This window comes from Microvirga massiliensis (assembly GCF_001006805.1).
Lineage (GTDB): Bacteria > Pseudomonadota > Alphaproteobacteria > Rhizobiales > Beijerinckiaceae > Microvirga > Microvirga massiliensis.
The window spans coordinates 1,015,090-1,032,482 of record NZ_LN811350.1 but is presented as its reverse complement, the minus strand read 5'-3'; the positions used below and the strand labels follow the sequence as shown (position 1 = coordinate 1,032,482).

The following is a 17,393-nucleotide window of genomic DNA, read 5'->3' as shown; positions in this document are numbered from 1 at the left end:
AAGATCCGTCCTCAGAAAGCTGACGGGATGTCCATCGGCCGGTAGATGGAGCGTTCACGGCGTCAGGCAAACGCGACAGTTTCCTCAAAGCCTCTCACGCCACCACGCGACCTGCTCCAGCACCCGCTCCGGCGCGGTTCCGCCGAAGCTGGTGCGCGAGCGAACCGAGTTCTCGACACCGAGCACCGCCTTCACGTCGGCCGTGATGCGCGGCTCTACGGTCTGCATGATCGAGAGCGGCAGGTCTTCGAGGCCGAGCCCGCGGCGCTCCGCCTCGGCGACGATCCTCCCCGTGACGTGGTGAGCGTCGCGGAAGGGCATGCCGAGTTCCCGGACGAGCCAATCAGCGAGGTCGGTGGCGGTCGCATAGCCGGCGCCCGCAAGGGCCGCCATGCGCTCCGGCACGGGTTCGAGATCCTCGACCATGCCCGTCATGGCCGCGAGCGCGATCTCGAGCGTATCGGCCGCGTCGAAGAGCTGCTCCTTGTCCTCCTGCATGTCCTTCGAATAGGTGAGCGCAAGCCCTTTCATCATGGTTGCCGTGGCAACGAGAGCCCCGATCACCCGGCCGGTCTTGCCGCGCACGAGCTCTGCGGCATCCGGATTGCGCTTCTGCGGCATGATGCTCGAGCCCGTCGTCCAGCGGTCCGGAAGCCGGATGAACCCGAACGGGGCCGACATCCAGATCACGATCTCCTCGGCAAGGCGAGACAGGTGCACGGCACAGATCGCTGCCGTGGAGAGGAACTCGAGGATTGAATCCCGGTCGGCGACCGAATCGAGGGAGTTGCGTGTCGGTCCATCGAAGCCGAGGGCGTTGGCCACCCGGTGCCGGTCGACCGGAAAGGAGGTGCCCGCCAGCGCCGCCGCGCCCAGCGGGCATTCGTTGAGGCGAGCGCGCGAGTCGCGGATGCGGGCGCAATCGCGCCCGAACATCTCGACATAAGCCATCATGTGGTGGCCGAACGTGACGGGCTGAGCGCTCTGGAGGTGCGTGAAGCCGGGCATCACCGTTGCGGCATGGGTCTCCGCCTTCTGGAGGAGAGCGCGCAGAAGAGCTCCGAGTTGGGCCTCCGTCCGGTCGTGCGCGTCGCGGACCCACAGGCGCACATCGAGCGCCACCTGATCGTTTCGGCTGCGGGCCGTGTGCAGGCGCCCGGCTGCCTCCCCGATGAGCTCGCGCAGACGATTCTCCACGTTCATGTGGATGTCCTCGAGCTCGGTCCGGAACGGGAACGTGCCCGCCTCGATCTCCTCGAGGATGCGGCGCAGGCCGTCATGGATCGCATCGCGGTCGGCTTCGGTGATAATTCCCTGCACGGCCAGCATGTCGCTGTGCGCAAGGGAGCCCTCGATATCCTGGCGGGCCATCCTGCGATCGAAGCCGATCGAGGCGTTGATCGCCTCCATCAAGGCGCTGGGCGACGCGGAGAACCGGCCGCCCCACATCTTGTTGGCGGCGCTCCGGGAGTTGTCATGGGACACGGGCACGTCCTCTTCCTTACGGAGCCTGCGTTTGCCATAGCCTGAACCCTGAGACCAGGGCCGCTTCGGGCGGCCGCTCCCCGACGAGCAACCGGAGTTACCCTCGCTCATGACATCACAAACCGTCCCTGTATTCGATGGCCACAACGACGTTCTCCTCCGGCTCATGCGGCGCCCGGGAGGCGAGCCGGAGCGCGCATTCCTCGACGGAGACGCAATGGGACATCTCGACCAGCCGCGCATGCGGGCCGGAGGATTGGCGGGCGGCCTCTTCGCGATCTTCGTGCCATCGGGTGAGAGTTCGGGCGCCGACGAGTTGATGGCGCAGGCGACCTATGACGTCCCCTTGCCTCCCCAGGTCCCGCTTTCCAGCGCCCAAGCCGTGACCCTGCGGATGGCGGCCCTGCTCCTTCGCATCGAGCGCCTTTCGGGCGGTACCGTGAGGATCTGCCGCAGTGCGGCCGACCTTCGCGACTGCATCGCGAATCACGTCCTCGCAGCATTGCTCCACATCGAGGGGGCGGAAGCCATCGATCCCGACTTCCATATGCTGGACGTCCTGCACGCTGCCGGCCTGCGCTCGCTCGGTCCGGTCTGGAGCCGCTCGAACATCTTCGGGCATGGCGTGCCGTTCCGGTTTCCATCGTCTCCTGACATCGGACCCGGTCTCACCGAGGCCGGGCGCGCACTCGTGCGGGCCTGCAATCGCCGCAGGATCATGATCGACCTCTCGCACCTCAACGAGGCCGGGTTCTGGGATGTCGCCGGTCTCACCGATGCGCCGCTCGTGGCTACGCATTCGAACGCCCATGCGGTCTGCCCTCATTCCCGCAACCTGACCGACCGCCAGCTTGCGGCCATTCGCGAGAGCCGTGGGATGGTCGGCCTGAACTTCGCGACGGCCTTCATTCGCCCGGACGGGCAGCGCAATGCGGATACTCATCTCGAGGACATGATCCGGCATCTCGATCATTTGATCGAGCATGTGGGCGTTGAGGGTGTCGGCTTCGGCTCGGATTTCGACGGCGCGACCGTACCGGCGGTGATCGGCGATGCACGTGGACTGCCGCGCCTCCTCGAAGCGATGCGGCGCCACGGCTATGACGAAGCCACGATCCGCAAGATCGCCTTCGAGAACTGGATCGACGTGCTGCGGCGGACCTGGGGCGAATGAGATCGCGGTCCCAAGGGCGTGGTGATCGACCAGAGGCCGGCTGGGCACGCCAGCCCCGACCAGGTTAGCCCGCTCGATCAAGAGCGTCCGACACAAAACAGGACGCAAGCCCCCATAGGGGGCCATGTCCCCGTGCAATGGATGCATTTCAGGCGATTACTTACAAAGCCGCTTCTGCTCCCGGAGCGACCAGAGCCAGGTACATGGCGTTCGGCAACAAGAGCCTCCGAATCTCCTCCAGCTCTTCTGGTAGTCTCTGACGTCGATTGCCGGGGTGATCGGGATGGAGTTGACGACAAACTGAAGTGATCGCGATCTACGATCCCGCACATGGCAGAGAGATCAGAAGCCGCGAAGCCAGGAAAGTCGCTGCCGAAGCGTAGCCGTGTGTGCCAGGCAAGCATCCTCGACAGCCGGAAGTATCTCTGGACAGTTGTTGCGGTCGGCATGACGCGTACTGCGCGCCAACACTAACCAGGACCATACCTTTCTTGGGCAGAGCCGTGTCGTCGATCATCAGGATCGCATCTGGAAGGCTGCGCCGCGGTTGGACGGCGCAGCTTGGTAAGCAGGTTATCTGGGCGGGGGTGCTCCAGGAGCCGCACCGCCAGCTCCGCCTGCGGACGGCATCGCTGTGCGCGCCCGCTCCATCAATGTCGTGGCCGCGTCCACGCATGCCCTCATGGAATCTCGCGGATCACACCGCACGGCCAGGGTTACGTCCCCGGCGCGCAGCAGAAAACCGGCGCCGCGCGCTGGGCCGCCTCCCGACCTCCTCTCGTCAAGCCCGCGCAGGAGATCTTCTAGGTCACGATCTCGTCGACTGTAGGACGAGCCGCGGTCCTCAGGTTCGTCCGAAATTTGGCTGAAGGCAGGCAGCGCGACCAGCATCAGGCAGGCCGCCACAAGAAGGGCTTTCTTCATTCACTCCTCCTGTCGGTTGGATCCAGGTGCGAACTAGTCACGGCAGATGCGCCGGCGAACCAAGACCAGAAGACTTCCGTCCTGGTTCCTGAGGCTGCGTGTGAGAATATAGCAGTCCCCGCCCAGGCGCTCAGAAAGACGCTCCCGCAAGCGACCTCGCAAGCCGCCGCCCTCGTCCTCGTCGTCCCATCGCGAGGCCACGCGTTCGCGCAGGCGCTCGCGTAAGCGCTCGCCCAGCCATGGATGGTCCCTTAGGAATTCTCTGAGTTCACCGCGACGATCCCCGCGCTCCTGGATCAAATCCCTGAGCTCGTCGCGCCAGTCCCGGCGCTCCTGCATCAAATCCATGAACTGGTCGCGCCAGTCCCGGCGCTCTTGGATTAGATCCATGAGGACATCGCGGCGATCGCCGCGCTCCTGAAGCCAACTCCGCACAAGGTCGCGCAAGCTACCACCGGATTCGCCACCGCCCCAATCGTCATCCTGGGCAGCCGCTGGGATAGTCGTTGTGAGAAGGAGGGAGGGTGAGGCGACGAGGGTGAGCGCCGCTATCGCCAGAACAGGCAATCGGGTCATGACGCTTCTCCAGTTGTGAACCAGAACAGCTTCAACTTGGACGCAGATCCGCGCCGTCCTGCGAGCGTCCTCTGTCTCAACCGCCTCGAGGAGGATGCGGCGCGGGAACCCAGGCTCGGCCATGAAAGCGGGTGTCGCGAGAGCAGTCCCGGGGACCCATGACTTCGGGAGCTGGACCGTCCACGGCACTAGCTTACCAGCGCGTCTATTCTGTCTATCGATGTCGGCTTCTTTGCGTCTGCGCGTTCGCATAAACAGGAGCGTCGCTGAACAAATTAGGAGTAGCGTGCTGCCTCTTCCGGGTAGGTCGAACGGAGAGGCATCCTCGAACGAGGGATAGGCTCACCGACTCTCATTCAAGGGCACTCCCTTCTCTCAGTCCGTGCGCCGGCTTGCGAGCCGGCCATTCGTCATCGCTTCATGCCCTTGATCAGTGCTTCCGTCAGCGAACCCGGTCGAACAGTGCAGTTCGTCGCGTGGATTTCGGCGATGGTATCGAAAAGTGTTCAGCCCTTGTCCTGATCGGTCAAGCAAGTCTCGGCCCAATGTGATGTCATTGACCAATTTTGGTGCCGGAACGAAGGACACATGCCGTTCGGATCTTGAGGAGTTCCTGCAATGAGGGCCGCTTTCATCGCGATAACACTTGGGTTTGCACTCGCCTCCTCGCCAGCTTGGCCGCAGCCCAGAACCGGACCATTCACGGCTTCCGGAGAGATCCGGATCCCGTCTCAGCGTCAGCTCGAACGGGAGGTCTTCACAGAGCCGCGAAATAACTTCTCGTCGATCGATACGGTAGCTGATGGCGAGATGGAGCGCATGGACCGCGAAATCGACCGCCTCGTCGAACGTGGCATCTGCAACGGGTGCTGATCCAAGCCTCATGGCCCGATCCAATGGAAGGACCTGCTCGAGGAGGGCGTTCGTATGTCCATTACAGCCTGTCGGTACGTCATCAGGTAACAAAAACCATCTGATCCATTCCGCGGGAGTATATCCGGCACACTCGACCAACGGATCCTGAAGGCGATCCGGGGTAGTGGTTGCGGCTTACCGACGGGCCTGTCTCAGCGGAGGGCCTGCAGGGGTGCGCAATGTCATCTGCTGAGAACACCCCGAGCCAGAGTGCCCCGAGGCCCATACTCCCGGAGGATGGTAGGGCAAGCCTTGTGCTTACCCATCTCATCATACCGCTTCCACATGTGATCCATTATCGTGGTCAGTTCGGGGTCTTGAAAAACTGACACTGCTGGTATGCCCGACACTCGCTGGATATGATCCGTAAGCTTTTGGAGGTTTACTTTGTAACCGCAAACCCGCTCGCCGTACTTTGCGCTGATGATCGGGGTCATGCCGGCCGGGGTGTCCTGCGCCCATACAGGTCCTGCGAACCCACAGGCGATGACCAGGAATACGGCTCTCCTCATGACGATCTCCCGTCGGGTGTGGGGACCACTCAGCACCACATGCAAACTCCTGTCACATAGCCATGGCGGAATGCTGGCCAAACTATAGGCTACTACTCCCGCGACGCTACGATTGGAGCCAAAATCCACTTCGGGTGCGCTGTTTGCCGAGCACTTGGTGGTGCTTCCTACCCGTTTCGTGAGGACAGACGCCACTAGGCTGTATGACCACGCCGTGCGGATCGTCATCCTCTTCGTGCCGCACTCGGGCAGTCGCCGTGAGCCGCCTCGCCTGTCACGGGTGGCCCATCAAGATCCTCATCGTCTCGCGCAGGATCGACAGCCGTCAGATGCTCACGGATGACATCGGAGGGTCGTGGAGCGCACACTCGCATGGCTCGACCGCGTCTGGCGGCGGTCCATCATTCGCTGCGCACGCCGCACCGACATCGATCAGATCTTTCCCGCCCTCATCTGCTTCCAGCAGGACTTTGTTTCTTGAATCTCTGAGCGGGAAAGAATCTCAGTGCAGAATGCTCCAGAAAAACCGCCCGGCGATCGCGAGAAGATAGATGCCGAAGACGAGCTCCAATGTCCGCCGGGAGATCCCGTGCGCCAAACGAACGCCGACCGGAGCCGTCCAAACGCTGATCGGAGCCAGAAGAGCCGCCCCGATCAGCGATACATAGCCGATCGACAGCGGCGGAAGGAGGCCCTGCTCCGGCAGGCCCGTCAGAACATATCCGATGGCGCCGGGAATTGATGTCAGGACCCCCAGTCCGGCGGACGTCGCAACTGCCTGATGAATCGGTCGGTTGTAGAGCGTCATGATCATGATGATGAGCTGCCCCCCGCTGATCCCCATGAGGGCCGAAAAAACTCCGATCCCGATGCCATATGCCGCCATCGCGATTGGCCCGGGAAGATCATCGGCGAGGCGCCAGTGCTCTTTTCCGAACACGAAGCGCAAGCCGTTGAAGGTGCAAATGCCCGCGAAGATGCCTCGCAACTGCCCGGACGAGACGAAGGCCGCAATGACAGCACCCAACACCGCCCCGATCATGACAGGTACTGCCCATTGGCGGATGACTTTGGGATCCACGGCTCCGCGAGCCTCGTGAGCACGATAGGACCGGAGCGAGGTCGGGATGATGGCGGCCAGGGACGTGCCGATGCACAGATGCATACGCACCGACTCCGGGACACCCATGAGCCCGAAGAGCTGGTAGAGCACAGGCACGATGACCGTGCCCCCTCCGATCCCGAAGACGCCTGCCAGAATTCCGGTAATGGCGCCCCCTGCCGCGAAGTACACGCTCAGAGCAAGAAGCTCACCGAAGGCCATATCCCCTGGCATTGCTCACCGCGAATGATTGATGGTTCGATAGAAATGGCTCGGATTGCAGAATTCTGTCCCACGCGGGGCCGTGATCATCGGCCGTGTCGGGCGTCCCGGAAGTCTCTTGCACCGCTCGCAGCGCATCACCTCAAGCCTGCCCCGTTGTGAAAGCGAATGGAAACCGCCCGAGCAAATGAGCCCCGCCCAAGCCGGCCAGCCTCCGGGGTGAGAGCCGCGGCAGCCATGCTCCTTAAAGCACGACAATGCCCGTGTGCTTCGCCTTGTTCTCCGGCTCCACGTGGATCGTGATCAGGGCATCCTCCACCTCGGCCCGCAGCGCCCGCTCGATGCGGTCGCAGATGTCGTGGGCGCAGGACACCGACATCTCGCCGGGCACGACGAGGTGGAAGTCGACGAAGGTCATCCGGCCCGCATGGCGGGTGCGGAGATCGTGAGCCTCGAGAGCGCCCTCGGCATTGGTCGAGATCACCTCGCGAATCCGGTTCAGGGTGTCATCCTGCACCGCCTCGTCCATGAGGCCGCCGACGGATTCCCGCATGAGCTGCCAGCCCGACCATAGGATGTTCACGGCCACGAGCGCGGCCAACACGACGTCGAGGACCAGCCAGCCCGTGATCGCAGCCAGCATCACGCCGAGCAGGACGCCAACCGACGACATGACATCGGTCAGGAGGTGTTTGCCATCGGCGACCAGGGCCGGAGACCGTGAGCGCCGCCCCTGGTGGATGAGGATCCAGCACCATGCACCGTTGATCAGGCTCGCCAGACCATTAACGAGCAGGCCCTCCATGGAGGGGTCGAAGGGCTTCGGGCTCATGAAGCCTAGGAAAGCCTCGCGGAAGATCAGGAGCGCGGCGACGATGATGAAGACGCCGACGATCACGGCAGAAAAGTACTCGACCTTGTGGTGGCCGTAAGGGTGGTTGGCGTCCGCCGGCTTCGCGCTCGTGCGCACTGCCAGGAGAGCCACCACCGCAGTGACGACGTTCACGATGCTCTCGAGGGCATCCGAGTACAGCGCGATGGACCCGGTCAGGTAATAGGCCGCGAATTTGAGGCCGAGGACGGCAAGGCCAATAGCAATGCTGCCGCCGGCCAATTTCTGGACGCGGTCCATGGACGAGCTCACAAGTGCGGGACCGCCGGTCGCGAGGCGAGGCCTGTCCGGAATCGAAGGATAGCGCGTCATAGCGGATTTGGCCGAGCCGCGCGAGCCATTGATTTCACTTGCAAATCCGTCGCAAGAGCAGCTCCGGAAATGCCCGGGAGTCGCGTCCAGGATGGTGGCTCAGCGCGAGGGAATGACTCGCCGGAGGTGCGCCAGCACGCGAGCCTCGATCTCTTCAAGGCCGGCGGGCACGGCGGGGTACCACTGGATGTTCTCTATCGCCGCTCTCGGAAAGCTCTCAGCGAACTGCGACCGCAAGCGCTCATCAATCAGGCGGTCGGCGCCTCGGGATGCCGTGAAGTTTCTCGCCGACCTGGCGACCATGGCCGCAATGTCAGGGCGCAGATTGAAGTTGATCCATTGATAGGCCGCGTCGTCGTTGCGTCCTTTCGCGGGGATCGCGAAAGTATCGATCCAGCCGAGAGCGCCCGACCGTGGGGCCACGAAGCGAATGTTCGGGTTCTCGGCGTTGAGTTCCCATCCGCCTGTATCCCATGCGAGTGCGGCATGGATCTCGCCGCGGCGGAGCGCGTCGAGAAGCTCGGCCTTCGTGTCCCAGAAGAAGCGGATGTTCCCTCGGCAGGCCTCGAGCTCGGCCACGACCCGCTCCATCATCTTCTCGTAGGCGACCGGGTCCTTGTAGGCCTCGAAGGGATCGAGTCCTCGAGAGAGCGCGAAGGCGATCAGGGTCGCACGTTTGGCGCGGACGCTGACGCGTCCGGCGAGGTTCGGGTTACAGAGATCTGCGTAATCCGAGACGCCGGGCGTATGCGGCAGATTCAGGATGAGACCGTCGGTCCCCCAGACATGCGGCAGACCGTAAATCTGCCCGTCCCGGCTCGTGTTGCGGCGGGTCGCCTCGAACATCGACGGGATCACGAGATCCATCCGAATTCGGGACAGGTCCAGCGGTTTGTAGAGAGCGTCCTCCCCGATCTGGCCCGCCACCCGATCCTGGCTCGGTTGCGCCAAGTCGAACGGCTCCGTATCGAGCACCCGAAGGCGTCGAATCATGTCCTCGTTGTCGGAAAGGGTAACTTCGACCTCGATGCCGGTCTCACGGGTGAAGAGCTCGGCGACCTCCTGCGGCACATAGTCGGCCCACGTCAGGAGACGAAGTTTTCCTCCTGCGCCCGCGGGAACCGGAAGCAGAAGAGGCGCGAGCGCCGCTAGCAAGACAAGTAGACGGACCCCGTGCGCCCGCATTCCCCCTCCCTGCCGGCTCCCCCATTCCGCATTTCCCGCCGGCTCATTCCAGGCGCTGGGCAAGAAGATTGCTGAGGCGTGTGCCGTAGCGGTGGGCGGCCGTTGCCAGCCGATCCGCCTCCTTCCCACCCAGGAATTCGGCGGCCAGCGTCGAGGCGCCCAGCTGGAAGGCCAGATAGCACAGGCGCATTGTCTTGAGGATAGCCCGATGGATAGGCCAACCGGTCCGGTGCTCGACCATGGTTCGAAGCATTTCCGCCTCGGCGGGCGACAGGTCGAGTTCCTCTGCGGCACCGGCAATATCCCAGGCAACATCCTGACAACCGATGAGGTCGTGCGCGGCGCAATGGTCGACGCCATCCGTCTTGAGGAGAGCCCCGCCCGTCAACCGGATCCACTCGTGAAGCATGAGCCGGTTATCCGTCGCGACTCTCCGCAGACCTGGGAGGCACTCGGGCTCGGGGAGCAGAGCCGCGAGAGCACCGGACGCCTCCGGGCCGAGGGCAAGGCCGGCATTGCGCATGGCCATCTCGTAGAGTTCCGGCAGAGAGGCGCCTGAGTCCTCCGAAGCCGGGAGGTGGCAGGCGCGGAAAGCCAGATAATCCGCGATCCGGATGATCAGGTCCTGCCTGTCCGTGTCGGACGCGGGCGCGTCGGATGCGTCGAGCCCTTCCCCATCCAGCCATCGTTCCACAAGGAAGCCGTGGACGAGGCCGAGGACGGGCGGGGTGAACCCCGCCTGCGAGAGGGACACGGCCCGCCGCAGCGCCGCTGCACCGGATTCTCCGAGCCCCACGAAGCGGCCCAGGAAGGTCTCGCTTCCGGTGGAGAAGAGAAATTTCCGGCGTTCCTGCTGGATGTTGCTGGCCGGCCAGTAGGCCTCATGTCGATAGCGGCGCGCCCGCCATGCTCCCCCCGATATGTCCTCCAGGGCTCCCGCGGCAGGCTCCCCGACCAGGTCTTCGAGCCAGCGGGACAGGCGATGAGCTTGGTTCGCGCCCTGAAGCACCAGTTCTTCGAACGAGACGACATGGCGAGGCAGGGTAGCCCAGCGCTCCCGGTGCGCGGCGTGAGCCTGTGGACCGAGGTCTCCGGCATGCCCTGGAAAGACATGGATCCGGCGCCGTTCCACGCCGCACGCCTCCAGCCAGTCGATCACGGCGCCGAACGAGCTTCCCGAAAGACCGGGCCCCTCGTCGACCACGGCGAACAGGTGGTCCCTCTCTGCCATCACCGCCCTGGAGAGTTCCCGATCCACAGCGATTTCTCTCCGGAAGGGATGTCCCTTCGGCCGAACGGTCCAGGGAGCCGGTGCCCCGAGCGCCGCCGCCACGATGGCGGCAAGGCCGGTACCGATGCTCCGGATCCCGATGATTCGAGTCTGCGGCGGCAGACCCGACCGGAATGCGGCTTCCGCGTAGCCTTCCGGGTAGAGGGCATAGAAGGAATATCCCTCGGCGGCACGCGTGCATACCTTCCGGTGCGGGCCGGTCCAGCCACGCGCCAGAGCCGGCACGGGAATCTCTGCAAAGCTGCTTCGCCAGGACGTGACGACGCCTGCCGCCAGCGACATCAAGGCATCCATCGCCTGCACGGGCACCATGTCCGGCAGGTCGCAACCGGAGCGGTGAAACGCGTCATCGGCAAGTCCCTGCACGAGCTTTGCCGCTGCGATAAATGCGTCCACGAGCGCGGCATGGCGGCTCAGCCCAAAATCCGAGACAGCGCTCCGCTGGAGGGCCTCCTGGACATCCGCTTCGAGAACCGTGGTTTCGACCCGGCGTTGCCTGTCCCCGAAGACGAGCATCAGACGGCCCCGGTCAGGTGGCGATAGGCAATGGCCTTGAAAGCATCGAAGGATGGAAGCGCCGCTCCGGTCGAGCCGCAGATCCCATGCCGGATGAGCCAGCGCACCCAGGCCTCGTATTGAGCGGGGCTCGGGCTGACGAGGGAGCGTTTCGACTTTGCGAGTTCCAGGGCAGCGAGGGGCTCTATTCCCCGCTTGGCCAGAATGCAGAGCGCCAGTGTCGCCGATCGCCCGATGCCGTGCTCGCAGTGGACGAGCACGCGCTCACCGCGATCGAGATGTTGGTTCGCAAAGGACACGCCTCGATCGAGATCGTCCTGAGCGACGGCACCATGGTCCTCCGTGGGGAGACGGAGAAACGTGATGCCGTGGCACGCGAGGATCTCCGGGTCGTCGCTGTCTTCCAGTCGCAGATCGACGACTGCCCTCACGGCCAAGGCGCTGGCCAGATCGGAGGTCTGATGATGCTCGAATCGTCCGCCGATGGCGAGGAGCGGCTCGATGAAGGTCAGATTGAGCTGGCTCGACATGATCCGGCGGCCGAGGCCTGCGATCAGGCCGGGATGCTGCCGCTCAACCGTGCAGGCTCACGGATCGCGTCCGATGGCCGCCCGTGCTCCTCGGCGAACCAGGCAACGGTCTTCTTGAGCCCTTGTTCGAGCGGAGTGCGCGGCGACCAGCCGAGCAGCTTGGTGGCGCGCGTGATATCCGGCCGCCGTCGACGCGGATCATCGATGGGCAAGGGTCGATGGACAACCGAAGACTGCGAGCCGGTCAATGCCAGGACACGCCGCACGAGATCGGAAACCGTGAGTTCATTCGGATTCCCGAGATTCACCGGGCCGGGAAGCGTGTCCTCATGTTCCATGAGTCGCAGGAAACCCTCGACGAGATCCGAGATATAGCAGAAGGACCGGGTCTGGCTTCCGTCGCCATAGATCGTGATATCGTCGCCTGACAGCGCCTGGCAGATCACGTTGGAAATGACGCGGCCATCGTCGGCCCGCATGCGAGGTCCATAGGTGTTGAAGATGCGCGCGACGCGCACGTCGCAGCGCCCGGTCCGCGCGAAATCGAAGACCAGTGTCTCCGCGGCCCGCTTCCCCTCGTCATAGCAGGCCCGCGGCCCCGTCGGGTTGACATGCCCCCAATAGGTTTCGCTCTGAGGATGCATCTCGGGATCACCATAGACCTCACTCGTCGATGCCTGGAAAAAGCGAGCACCTGACTTTTCGGCTAGGGACAAGAGATTGTGCGTCCCGACGACGCTCGTCAGCATCGTGTGCTCCGGGTCGGCCTGGTAATGTACCGGCGACGCCGCACAGGCGAGATTATAGATTTGGTCCAGGCGCAATCGGCTGGATCGCAATCGCGACGGCAACGGACGCACGACATCGGCGTCGATCAGATCGAAGCGCGGATCGCGTTCGAGATGGCGAAGGTTCTGTCTGCGCCCTGTCTGAAAGTTGTCGAGCACGATGACGTGCGCTCCTTCGCCGAGCAGCGCATCGCAGAGATGAGACCCAACGAACCCGGCGCCGCCCGCGACAAGGACATGTCTACTCCTGCCATTCTTCATAAACGCACCTCTCGCAACGGCGGCTGAAGAGCTCGAGCTACTTGCGTGGCTCAACGTCGCAGCATGGCATTCGTTCAATATCGTCCACAGGAAATCCCAGCAGCTCTAGGCGCGGGCCCGGATCGCGATACGCTTCCTTGCTTTTGAACCAACAGATTCAAGGATGGTCCCCTCGAGAGCCCTCGCCCGGTGTCCTGCCGTGTGCGCGGCCAGGACTCGGTGGCGGGCCGCCTCCGATTGCGCGATGCGGCGCTCCTCGGACCAGTTCGTGAGAGCCTCGATGACATCGGAGGCGGATTTCGCCACGTGAATCTCGCGGCCGGGAGCGAGGACCGTGTCCAATCCCTCCCAATCGTCGGAGATGATAGGCGTTCCGCAGGCCGCTGCCTCAAAAAGACGAACGCTGGGGCTGAAGCCTGCGCGTATCATGTCGGCTCGCGTCACGTTGAGCGTGAAGCGGCAAGCCGCGTAGAAAGCAGGGTGCTCGGCAGGCGGCACATGCTCGATCCGCTCGACATTCGCAGGCCATACGATGTCGGCCGGGTATTGCGGCCCGGCCACGACGAACCGCAGATCTGGCGCAAGACTGGCGGGCGTCAGGAGTAGCCGTTCCAGGGTCGGCTGGCGATCGGGACTATACGTGCCGAGATAACCGAGATCCCAGCGCTCGACGCGCGGGAGTCTTGGATAGAGTTCCGGATCCACGGAGCAATAAAGAGCTCGCGCAGCGGGTGAGCCGTAATGCTCCTCGATCATGCCGAGAGTCGGACCGCCCGTGAAGGAGAAGTAGATGTCGTATCCCGGGATCAGTTCCGGCGAAAGATACTCATAATCGTCGCGTGCCAGCTTTGCGAGCGTCACGGGCGTATCGATATCATAGAAAGCGGTGACGCCTTGTGCCACCGACTGCACGTAGCGTCCGACGGCTACTCCATCGGGGACATAGGAGCCGACGATCACGGCATCGGCCTGCGCGATGCGCTCACGGAACCGAGGCAGCTCCTTGAGGCTCGAATAGAATGCGAGTTCACAATAGGGCGGCCTCTCGAGATCCCGATGTGCCGCATACCAAGGGACATCGCGCTCGAGAAAGAGAATATCGTGCCCTCGCTGCGAGCATGCCTTCAGGAGCGCACGGAAGGTCGTGGCATGACCATTGCCCCAAGACGAAGAGAGCGAGAGGCCGAGCACAACGATCTGGAGACCCGCTTTCACGCGACACTCCTCTGTTGCTTCTCCAGCACCATTTTGCGCAGGATCGCATCGACCTCCGTGCCACGCCTCGTGTAAGTGTGCTCGGCGAGAATTCTGCTCCGGGCGGCCTGCCCGATTGCAGCGGCGCGAGCGGGCGTCAAAGCGGCCACATGCTCCGCCACATCCTTTCCGTCTCGAGCAACGAGCACCTCCTCGCCATCTTTCAGAAAGAGTTCGAGCCCGATCCAGGCATCGGTGATCAGGCAGGCTCCCGCCCCCGCTGCCTCGAAAACGCGTGTCGCTGGAGAGAATCCGGTCGTCGCCATCGAGTCACGCGCGATGTTCAGGACGGCAAGCGGACTCGTGTTAAAGGCGTTATGCTCACGCGTGTAGACGTGCCCCAACGACCTCACATTCGGTGGCATGGCCTTGGTTTCCCAGCCGTTGCCGCCGATCAGGAAGCTGCGCTCCGGGAGATCCGCTGCCGGCCTGAGGAAGAACTCCTCGACGCGAGCCTCACGATCAGGGAGCCTGTTGCCCAGGAAGGCTAGATCGGCCACGAACCGCTCCTCTGCGGGCACGGGGTAATGCGTGCTCGGATCGAGCGCATTGTAGATCGGAATGCAGGTTCGGGCGCCGAAGCTCCGATAGCCGGCGACGACCGGCGGGCCACCGCCATAAGTGAATACCAGGTCGAGGCTCGGCATCGCGCGATGCAGCGCGTGCCCGGGATCGGCGCGCAGCTCGGCCAAGGTCGCCGGAGCATCGACATCCCAGAAAATCCGGATCGCGTCCGGTTGCGAAGCCGCGACGACTCCTTCGAGGAGTTCCGTGTCGAAGACGCCGACACCGGATGCCTTGACGACGATATCGGCGCGCGCCGCTTCCGCGACCACGGCGCGCATTGCCTCGATGTTAGCCGGGTAGACTTTCACTTCCGCCCAGTTAGGGGGGTCGATATCCCGATGCTGCTGCCGGTCGAATGCATCCGGCTCGTAGAATGTGATCCTGTACCCACGGCGTGCGAGATCGCTGAGCAAACCGCGGTAATATGTGGCCGCACCGTTCCAGTACGAGGACAGGAGACTCGATCCGTAGAACGCAATCTTCATGCAGACAACTCCAGGGACGCGGTAGTGCCGAGTTTGGCGAGGATGCCGAGAAGCTGTTCGGCCCGGTGCACGCACGAATGACGAGCGCGGATCGCCTCGAGCCCGTTCGCCTGGAGGGACTCGCGAAGAGCGGCATCTCTCGCAACTGCACGCATGTGGGACAGCATGTCGTTCCCGTCTCGCGCGACGAGATAATCTTCGCCCGGACGGAAGAGGCCCTCGGCATCCTCCCATGGTGCCGAAATCAGCGGGATCCCGCAGGCGAGCGCTTCGAAGACCCGGATGGTCGGGATTCCCGGCAGGAGATCGACATAGAATCGCCTCGGGACATGAACCGTCGCGAGATGTCGTGCGAAGATCTCCGGCGCCCGCGGATTCGGCAGCCATCCACGATAGTGCGCACCATAGCGCGCCAGCATGGCAAGGGCATGGTTCGGATAGCGAACCCCATAGATGTCGAGAGGCAAGCCGGCCGCACGAGCAGGATGAAGCAGGAAGTGTTCCAATTCCTCGCTTCGCTCGTCGTCACCCCAGTTTCCGATCCACACGAGGCCATGCCGCTCTCCCTCGTGGAGCGGCGGTCGGAAGAGCCGCGTATCAGCCGCCTCGTGCCAGACGAAAACGCGCGAACCCCAGCCCCAGCTGCGGTAAACCTCGGCGAGAGCCTCGCCGAAGGCGAGTACTCCGTCATAGCCTGAAAGATCGAACTGGCGGATCGCTTGCGGATCGCTGACTGCACGATGGTGAGTATCGTGGAAGAGGAGCGTGAATCGCGCCCCGCGCTTCCGCAGAGCTCCAATTGCTGCCACAAGCGTGGGATCGTTCCACTCGTGAACGAGCACAGCGTCCGCATCCGCGAGCCGTTGCTCCAGATCCGCATCCGGAGGGAGGGCCTGCGACTTCAGTTCGGGATAGAAATGGCGGAAAGGATCCAGACTATCCGGGCCGTGGTCCGCCAGCATGTTCGCCAGGCTCCAGGGATCGGGCGGCTCATAAGCATTGACCTCGTGGCCTCTGTGCACCAGATCGCGTAGGACGCCTCGCAGGAAATGGGCATTTCCATGATTCCAGCACGATGCCAAGGTGTGGGTGAAGTAGACGATCCTCAAGCCGCGACTTCCTTCATCTTCCGGGCAGGCGTGGAGAGTACGGTTCGGTAAACATCGAGGAGTCCGGCAACCATTCGCTCCGGCGTGAAGCGCAGCGCACGTTCGCGTGCCGCCTCTCCCATCCTTGCACGGCGGTCAGAATCTGTAGCAAGCTCGTCGATGGCCGAGGCGAGCGCGGCCTCGTCCCGGGCCGGCACGAAGATCGCCGCGCCGTCCCACAACTCGCGGAAGGTCGGGATATCAGAAAGAACGAGCGGGCATCCGGCCTGGGCTGCCTCGAGAACGGCAAGGCCGAACGGCTCGTAGAGCGCAGGAGATGCGAAGATCGGCTGCTTTGCATAGAGCCTACGGAGCGCAGGCTCGGAGAGGAGGCCGAGAGTCTGCAGCCGCTGCGATCCGAAGCCGCCTCCCTGCGGCCCGGCAAGCGGACCAGCCGCGAAGACCGGAACGGATACGCGGTCAGCTATGGCATCGAGTGTAGCGACATTCTTCCCCTCGTCCCACAATCGACCAGCAGTCAGGACGAACAGGGACTCCGCACTCGCGGCGTGATCGTCCCCCCCCGAGCCTGCTTTCGAGTCGATGTCGCTCTCTAGGGAAGCCGGCGCCGCACGGCCGTTGTGAACGGTGCGAACGGCAGCCAGTTCATAGCGACTGGCCGTCGCCTTGGCGAAGGCTTCACTTGGGGCGACGACAATCGAGGCATTGCTATAGCCGCGGCCGATGAGCTCCGTGCGCCACTCGAAATCCTGCGGCAGCGGACCCGTGCGAACGGCATCCCACCAGGTTGCAACACAGGAATGGGCGAGCGCGACGACCGGCGCCCGAAAATGCCCATAGGCTGCAAGAGCCGGCGAATTGAGGTGCACGAGATCCGCCGATACATCCGCAGCGAGACGGGAGACTTCGCGAGCAGCCGCTTCGATTTCAGCAGGATGTTGTGCCGTCCAGTCGAGCGGGAGCGGCAACGAGACCACATCCGCAATATGCCGGGCGCGAGCCATCTCCGCTCCCGAAGGGCCCGGGCCGAGCACAGCGAGAATGACCTCGATCCCATGCTGTCGTAATCCCGCGGCGACATCGATCGCGTGTGTCCAGACACCACCAACCGCGTCGGCGGTGATGAGAATTCGCCGCGGCACAAAGTCGGATGCCGCTATCCGCGCAGACACTGGATCACCGGACAGATCAGAGGTCCCGGACATCTCTTCTGGGCAGCGCTGAGGTGGGTGCGTCTTAGCGCATCAGCGTGATGAGGCCGACTGCAACAGGATCCCGCGCGACGTGCGCTCA

General features: G+C 63.6%; 15 protein-coding genes. 2 read left to right on the top strand and 13 right to left on the bottom strand.

What is annotated here, in order from left to right; all coding sequences use genetic code 11:
- Positions 1-84: 84 nt before the first annotated feature.
- Entirely contained in the window at positions 85-1,449 is a 1,365-nt protein-coding gene (gene argH / locus BN1233_RS04760) for an argininosuccinate lyase (RefSeq protein WP_046862509.1), read from the bottom strand.
- A 145-nt stretch (positions 1,450-1,594) separates the two neighbouring features.
- On the opposite strand from argH, the gene BN1233_RS04755 reads away from it, so the two are divergent.
- Entirely contained in the window at positions 1,595-2,659 is a 1,065-nt protein-coding gene (locus tag BN1233_RS04755) for a dipeptidase (protein ID WP_046862207.1), read from the top strand.
- 957 nt (positions 2,660-3,616) lie between these two features.
- Here the strand turns inward: BN1233_RS04755 and BN1233_RS04745 are convergent.
- Positions 3,617-4,159, bottom strand: coding sequence for a hypothetical protein (locus tag BN1233_RS04745; RefSeq protein WP_046862508.1), 543 nt, complete (start codon positions 4,157-4,159; stop codon positions 3,617-3,619).
- A gap of 618 nt (positions 4,160-4,777) precedes the next feature.
- Between BN1233_RS04745 and BN1233_RS04740 the strand changes: the two genes are divergently transcribed.
- Positions 4,778-5,032, top strand: coding sequence for a hypothetical protein (locus BN1233_RS04740; RefSeq protein ID WP_046862205.1), 255 nt, complete (start codon positions 4,778-4,780; stop codon positions 5,030-5,032).
- A gap of 224 nt (positions 5,033-5,256) precedes the next feature.
- Here BN1233_RS04740 and BN1233_RS04735 read toward each other — a convergent pair whose 3' ends face one another.
- From BN1233_RS04735 to BN1233_RS04685, 11 genes are all read right to left on the bottom strand, one after another.
- A complete protein-coding gene (locus tag BN1233_RS04735; protein WP_046862204.1) occupies positions 5,257-5,586 on the bottom strand; it encodes a hypothetical protein in 330 nt (109 codons plus the stop codon).
- A gap of 502 nt (positions 5,587-6,088) precedes the next feature.
- A complete protein-coding gene (locus tag BN1233_RS04730; protein WP_046862203.1) occupies positions 6,089-6,922 on the bottom strand; it encodes a sulfite exporter TauE/SafE family protein in 834 nt (277 codons plus the stop codon).
- Between the two features lie 232 nt (positions 6,923-7,154).
- A complete protein-coding gene (locus tag BN1233_RS04725) occupies positions 7,155-8,042 on the bottom strand; it encodes a cation diffusion facilitator family transporter (RefSeq protein ID WP_046862507.1) in 888 nt (295 codons plus the stop codon).
- Between the two features lie 171 nt (positions 8,043-8,213).
- Positions 8,214-9,299, bottom strand: a complete 1,086-nt coding sequence (locus BN1233_RS04720) for an extracellular solute-binding protein (RefSeq protein WP_046862202.1) — start codon at positions 9,297-9,299, stop codon at positions 8,214-8,216.
- A 43-nt stretch (positions 9,300-9,342) separates the two neighbouring features.
- Positions 9,343-11,106: a hypothetical protein gene (locus tag BN1233_RS04715; RefSeq protein ID WP_046862201.1), complete on the bottom strand. Its 1,764-nt coding sequence runs from the start codon at positions 11,104-11,106 to the stop codon at positions 9,343-9,345.
- A complete protein-coding gene (locus tag BN1233_RS04710; RefSeq protein ID WP_046862200.1) occupies positions 11,106-11,636 on the bottom strand; it encodes a protein-tyrosine phosphatase family protein in 531 nt (176 codons plus the stop codon). The genes BN1233_RS04715 and BN1233_RS04710 overlap by 1 nt, the downstream gene beginning before the upstream one ends.
- A 23-nt stretch (positions 11,637-11,659) precedes the next feature.
- Positions 11,660-12,685 carry a UDP-glucuronic acid decarboxylase family protein gene (locus BN1233_RS04705; protein WP_046862199.1) on the bottom strand — a complete coding sequence of 342 codons (1,026 nt, stop codon included), beginning with the start codon at positions 12,683-12,685 and terminating at the stop codon, positions 11,660-11,662.
- A 105-nt stretch (positions 12,686-12,790) separates the two neighbouring features.
- Entirely contained in the window at positions 12,791-13,900 is a 1,110-nt protein-coding gene (locus BN1233_RS04700; RefSeq protein WP_046862198.1) for a CgeB family protein, read from the bottom strand.
- Positions 13,897-14,991, bottom strand: a complete 1,095-nt coding sequence (locus BN1233_RS04695; RefSeq protein ID WP_046862197.1) for a CgeB family protein — start codon at positions 14,989-14,991, stop codon at positions 13,897-13,899. The genes BN1233_RS04700 and BN1233_RS04695 overlap by 4 nt, the downstream gene beginning before the upstream one ends.
- Positions 14,988-16,100: a CgeB family protein gene (locus tag BN1233_RS04690; protein WP_046862196.1), complete on the bottom strand. Its 1,113-nt coding sequence runs from the start codon at positions 16,098-16,100 to the stop codon at positions 14,988-14,990. The genes BN1233_RS04695 and BN1233_RS04690 overlap by 4 nt, the downstream gene beginning before the upstream one ends.
- On the bottom strand, positions 16,097-17,305 hold the full coding sequence (locus tag BN1233_RS04685) for a glycosyltransferase family 4 protein (RefSeq protein ID WP_082145146.1): 1,209 nt from the start codon (positions 17,303-17,305) through the stop codon (positions 16,097-16,099). The genes BN1233_RS04690 and BN1233_RS04685 overlap by 4 nt, the downstream gene beginning before the upstream one ends.
- Positions 17,306-17,393: the final 88 nt, after the last annotated feature.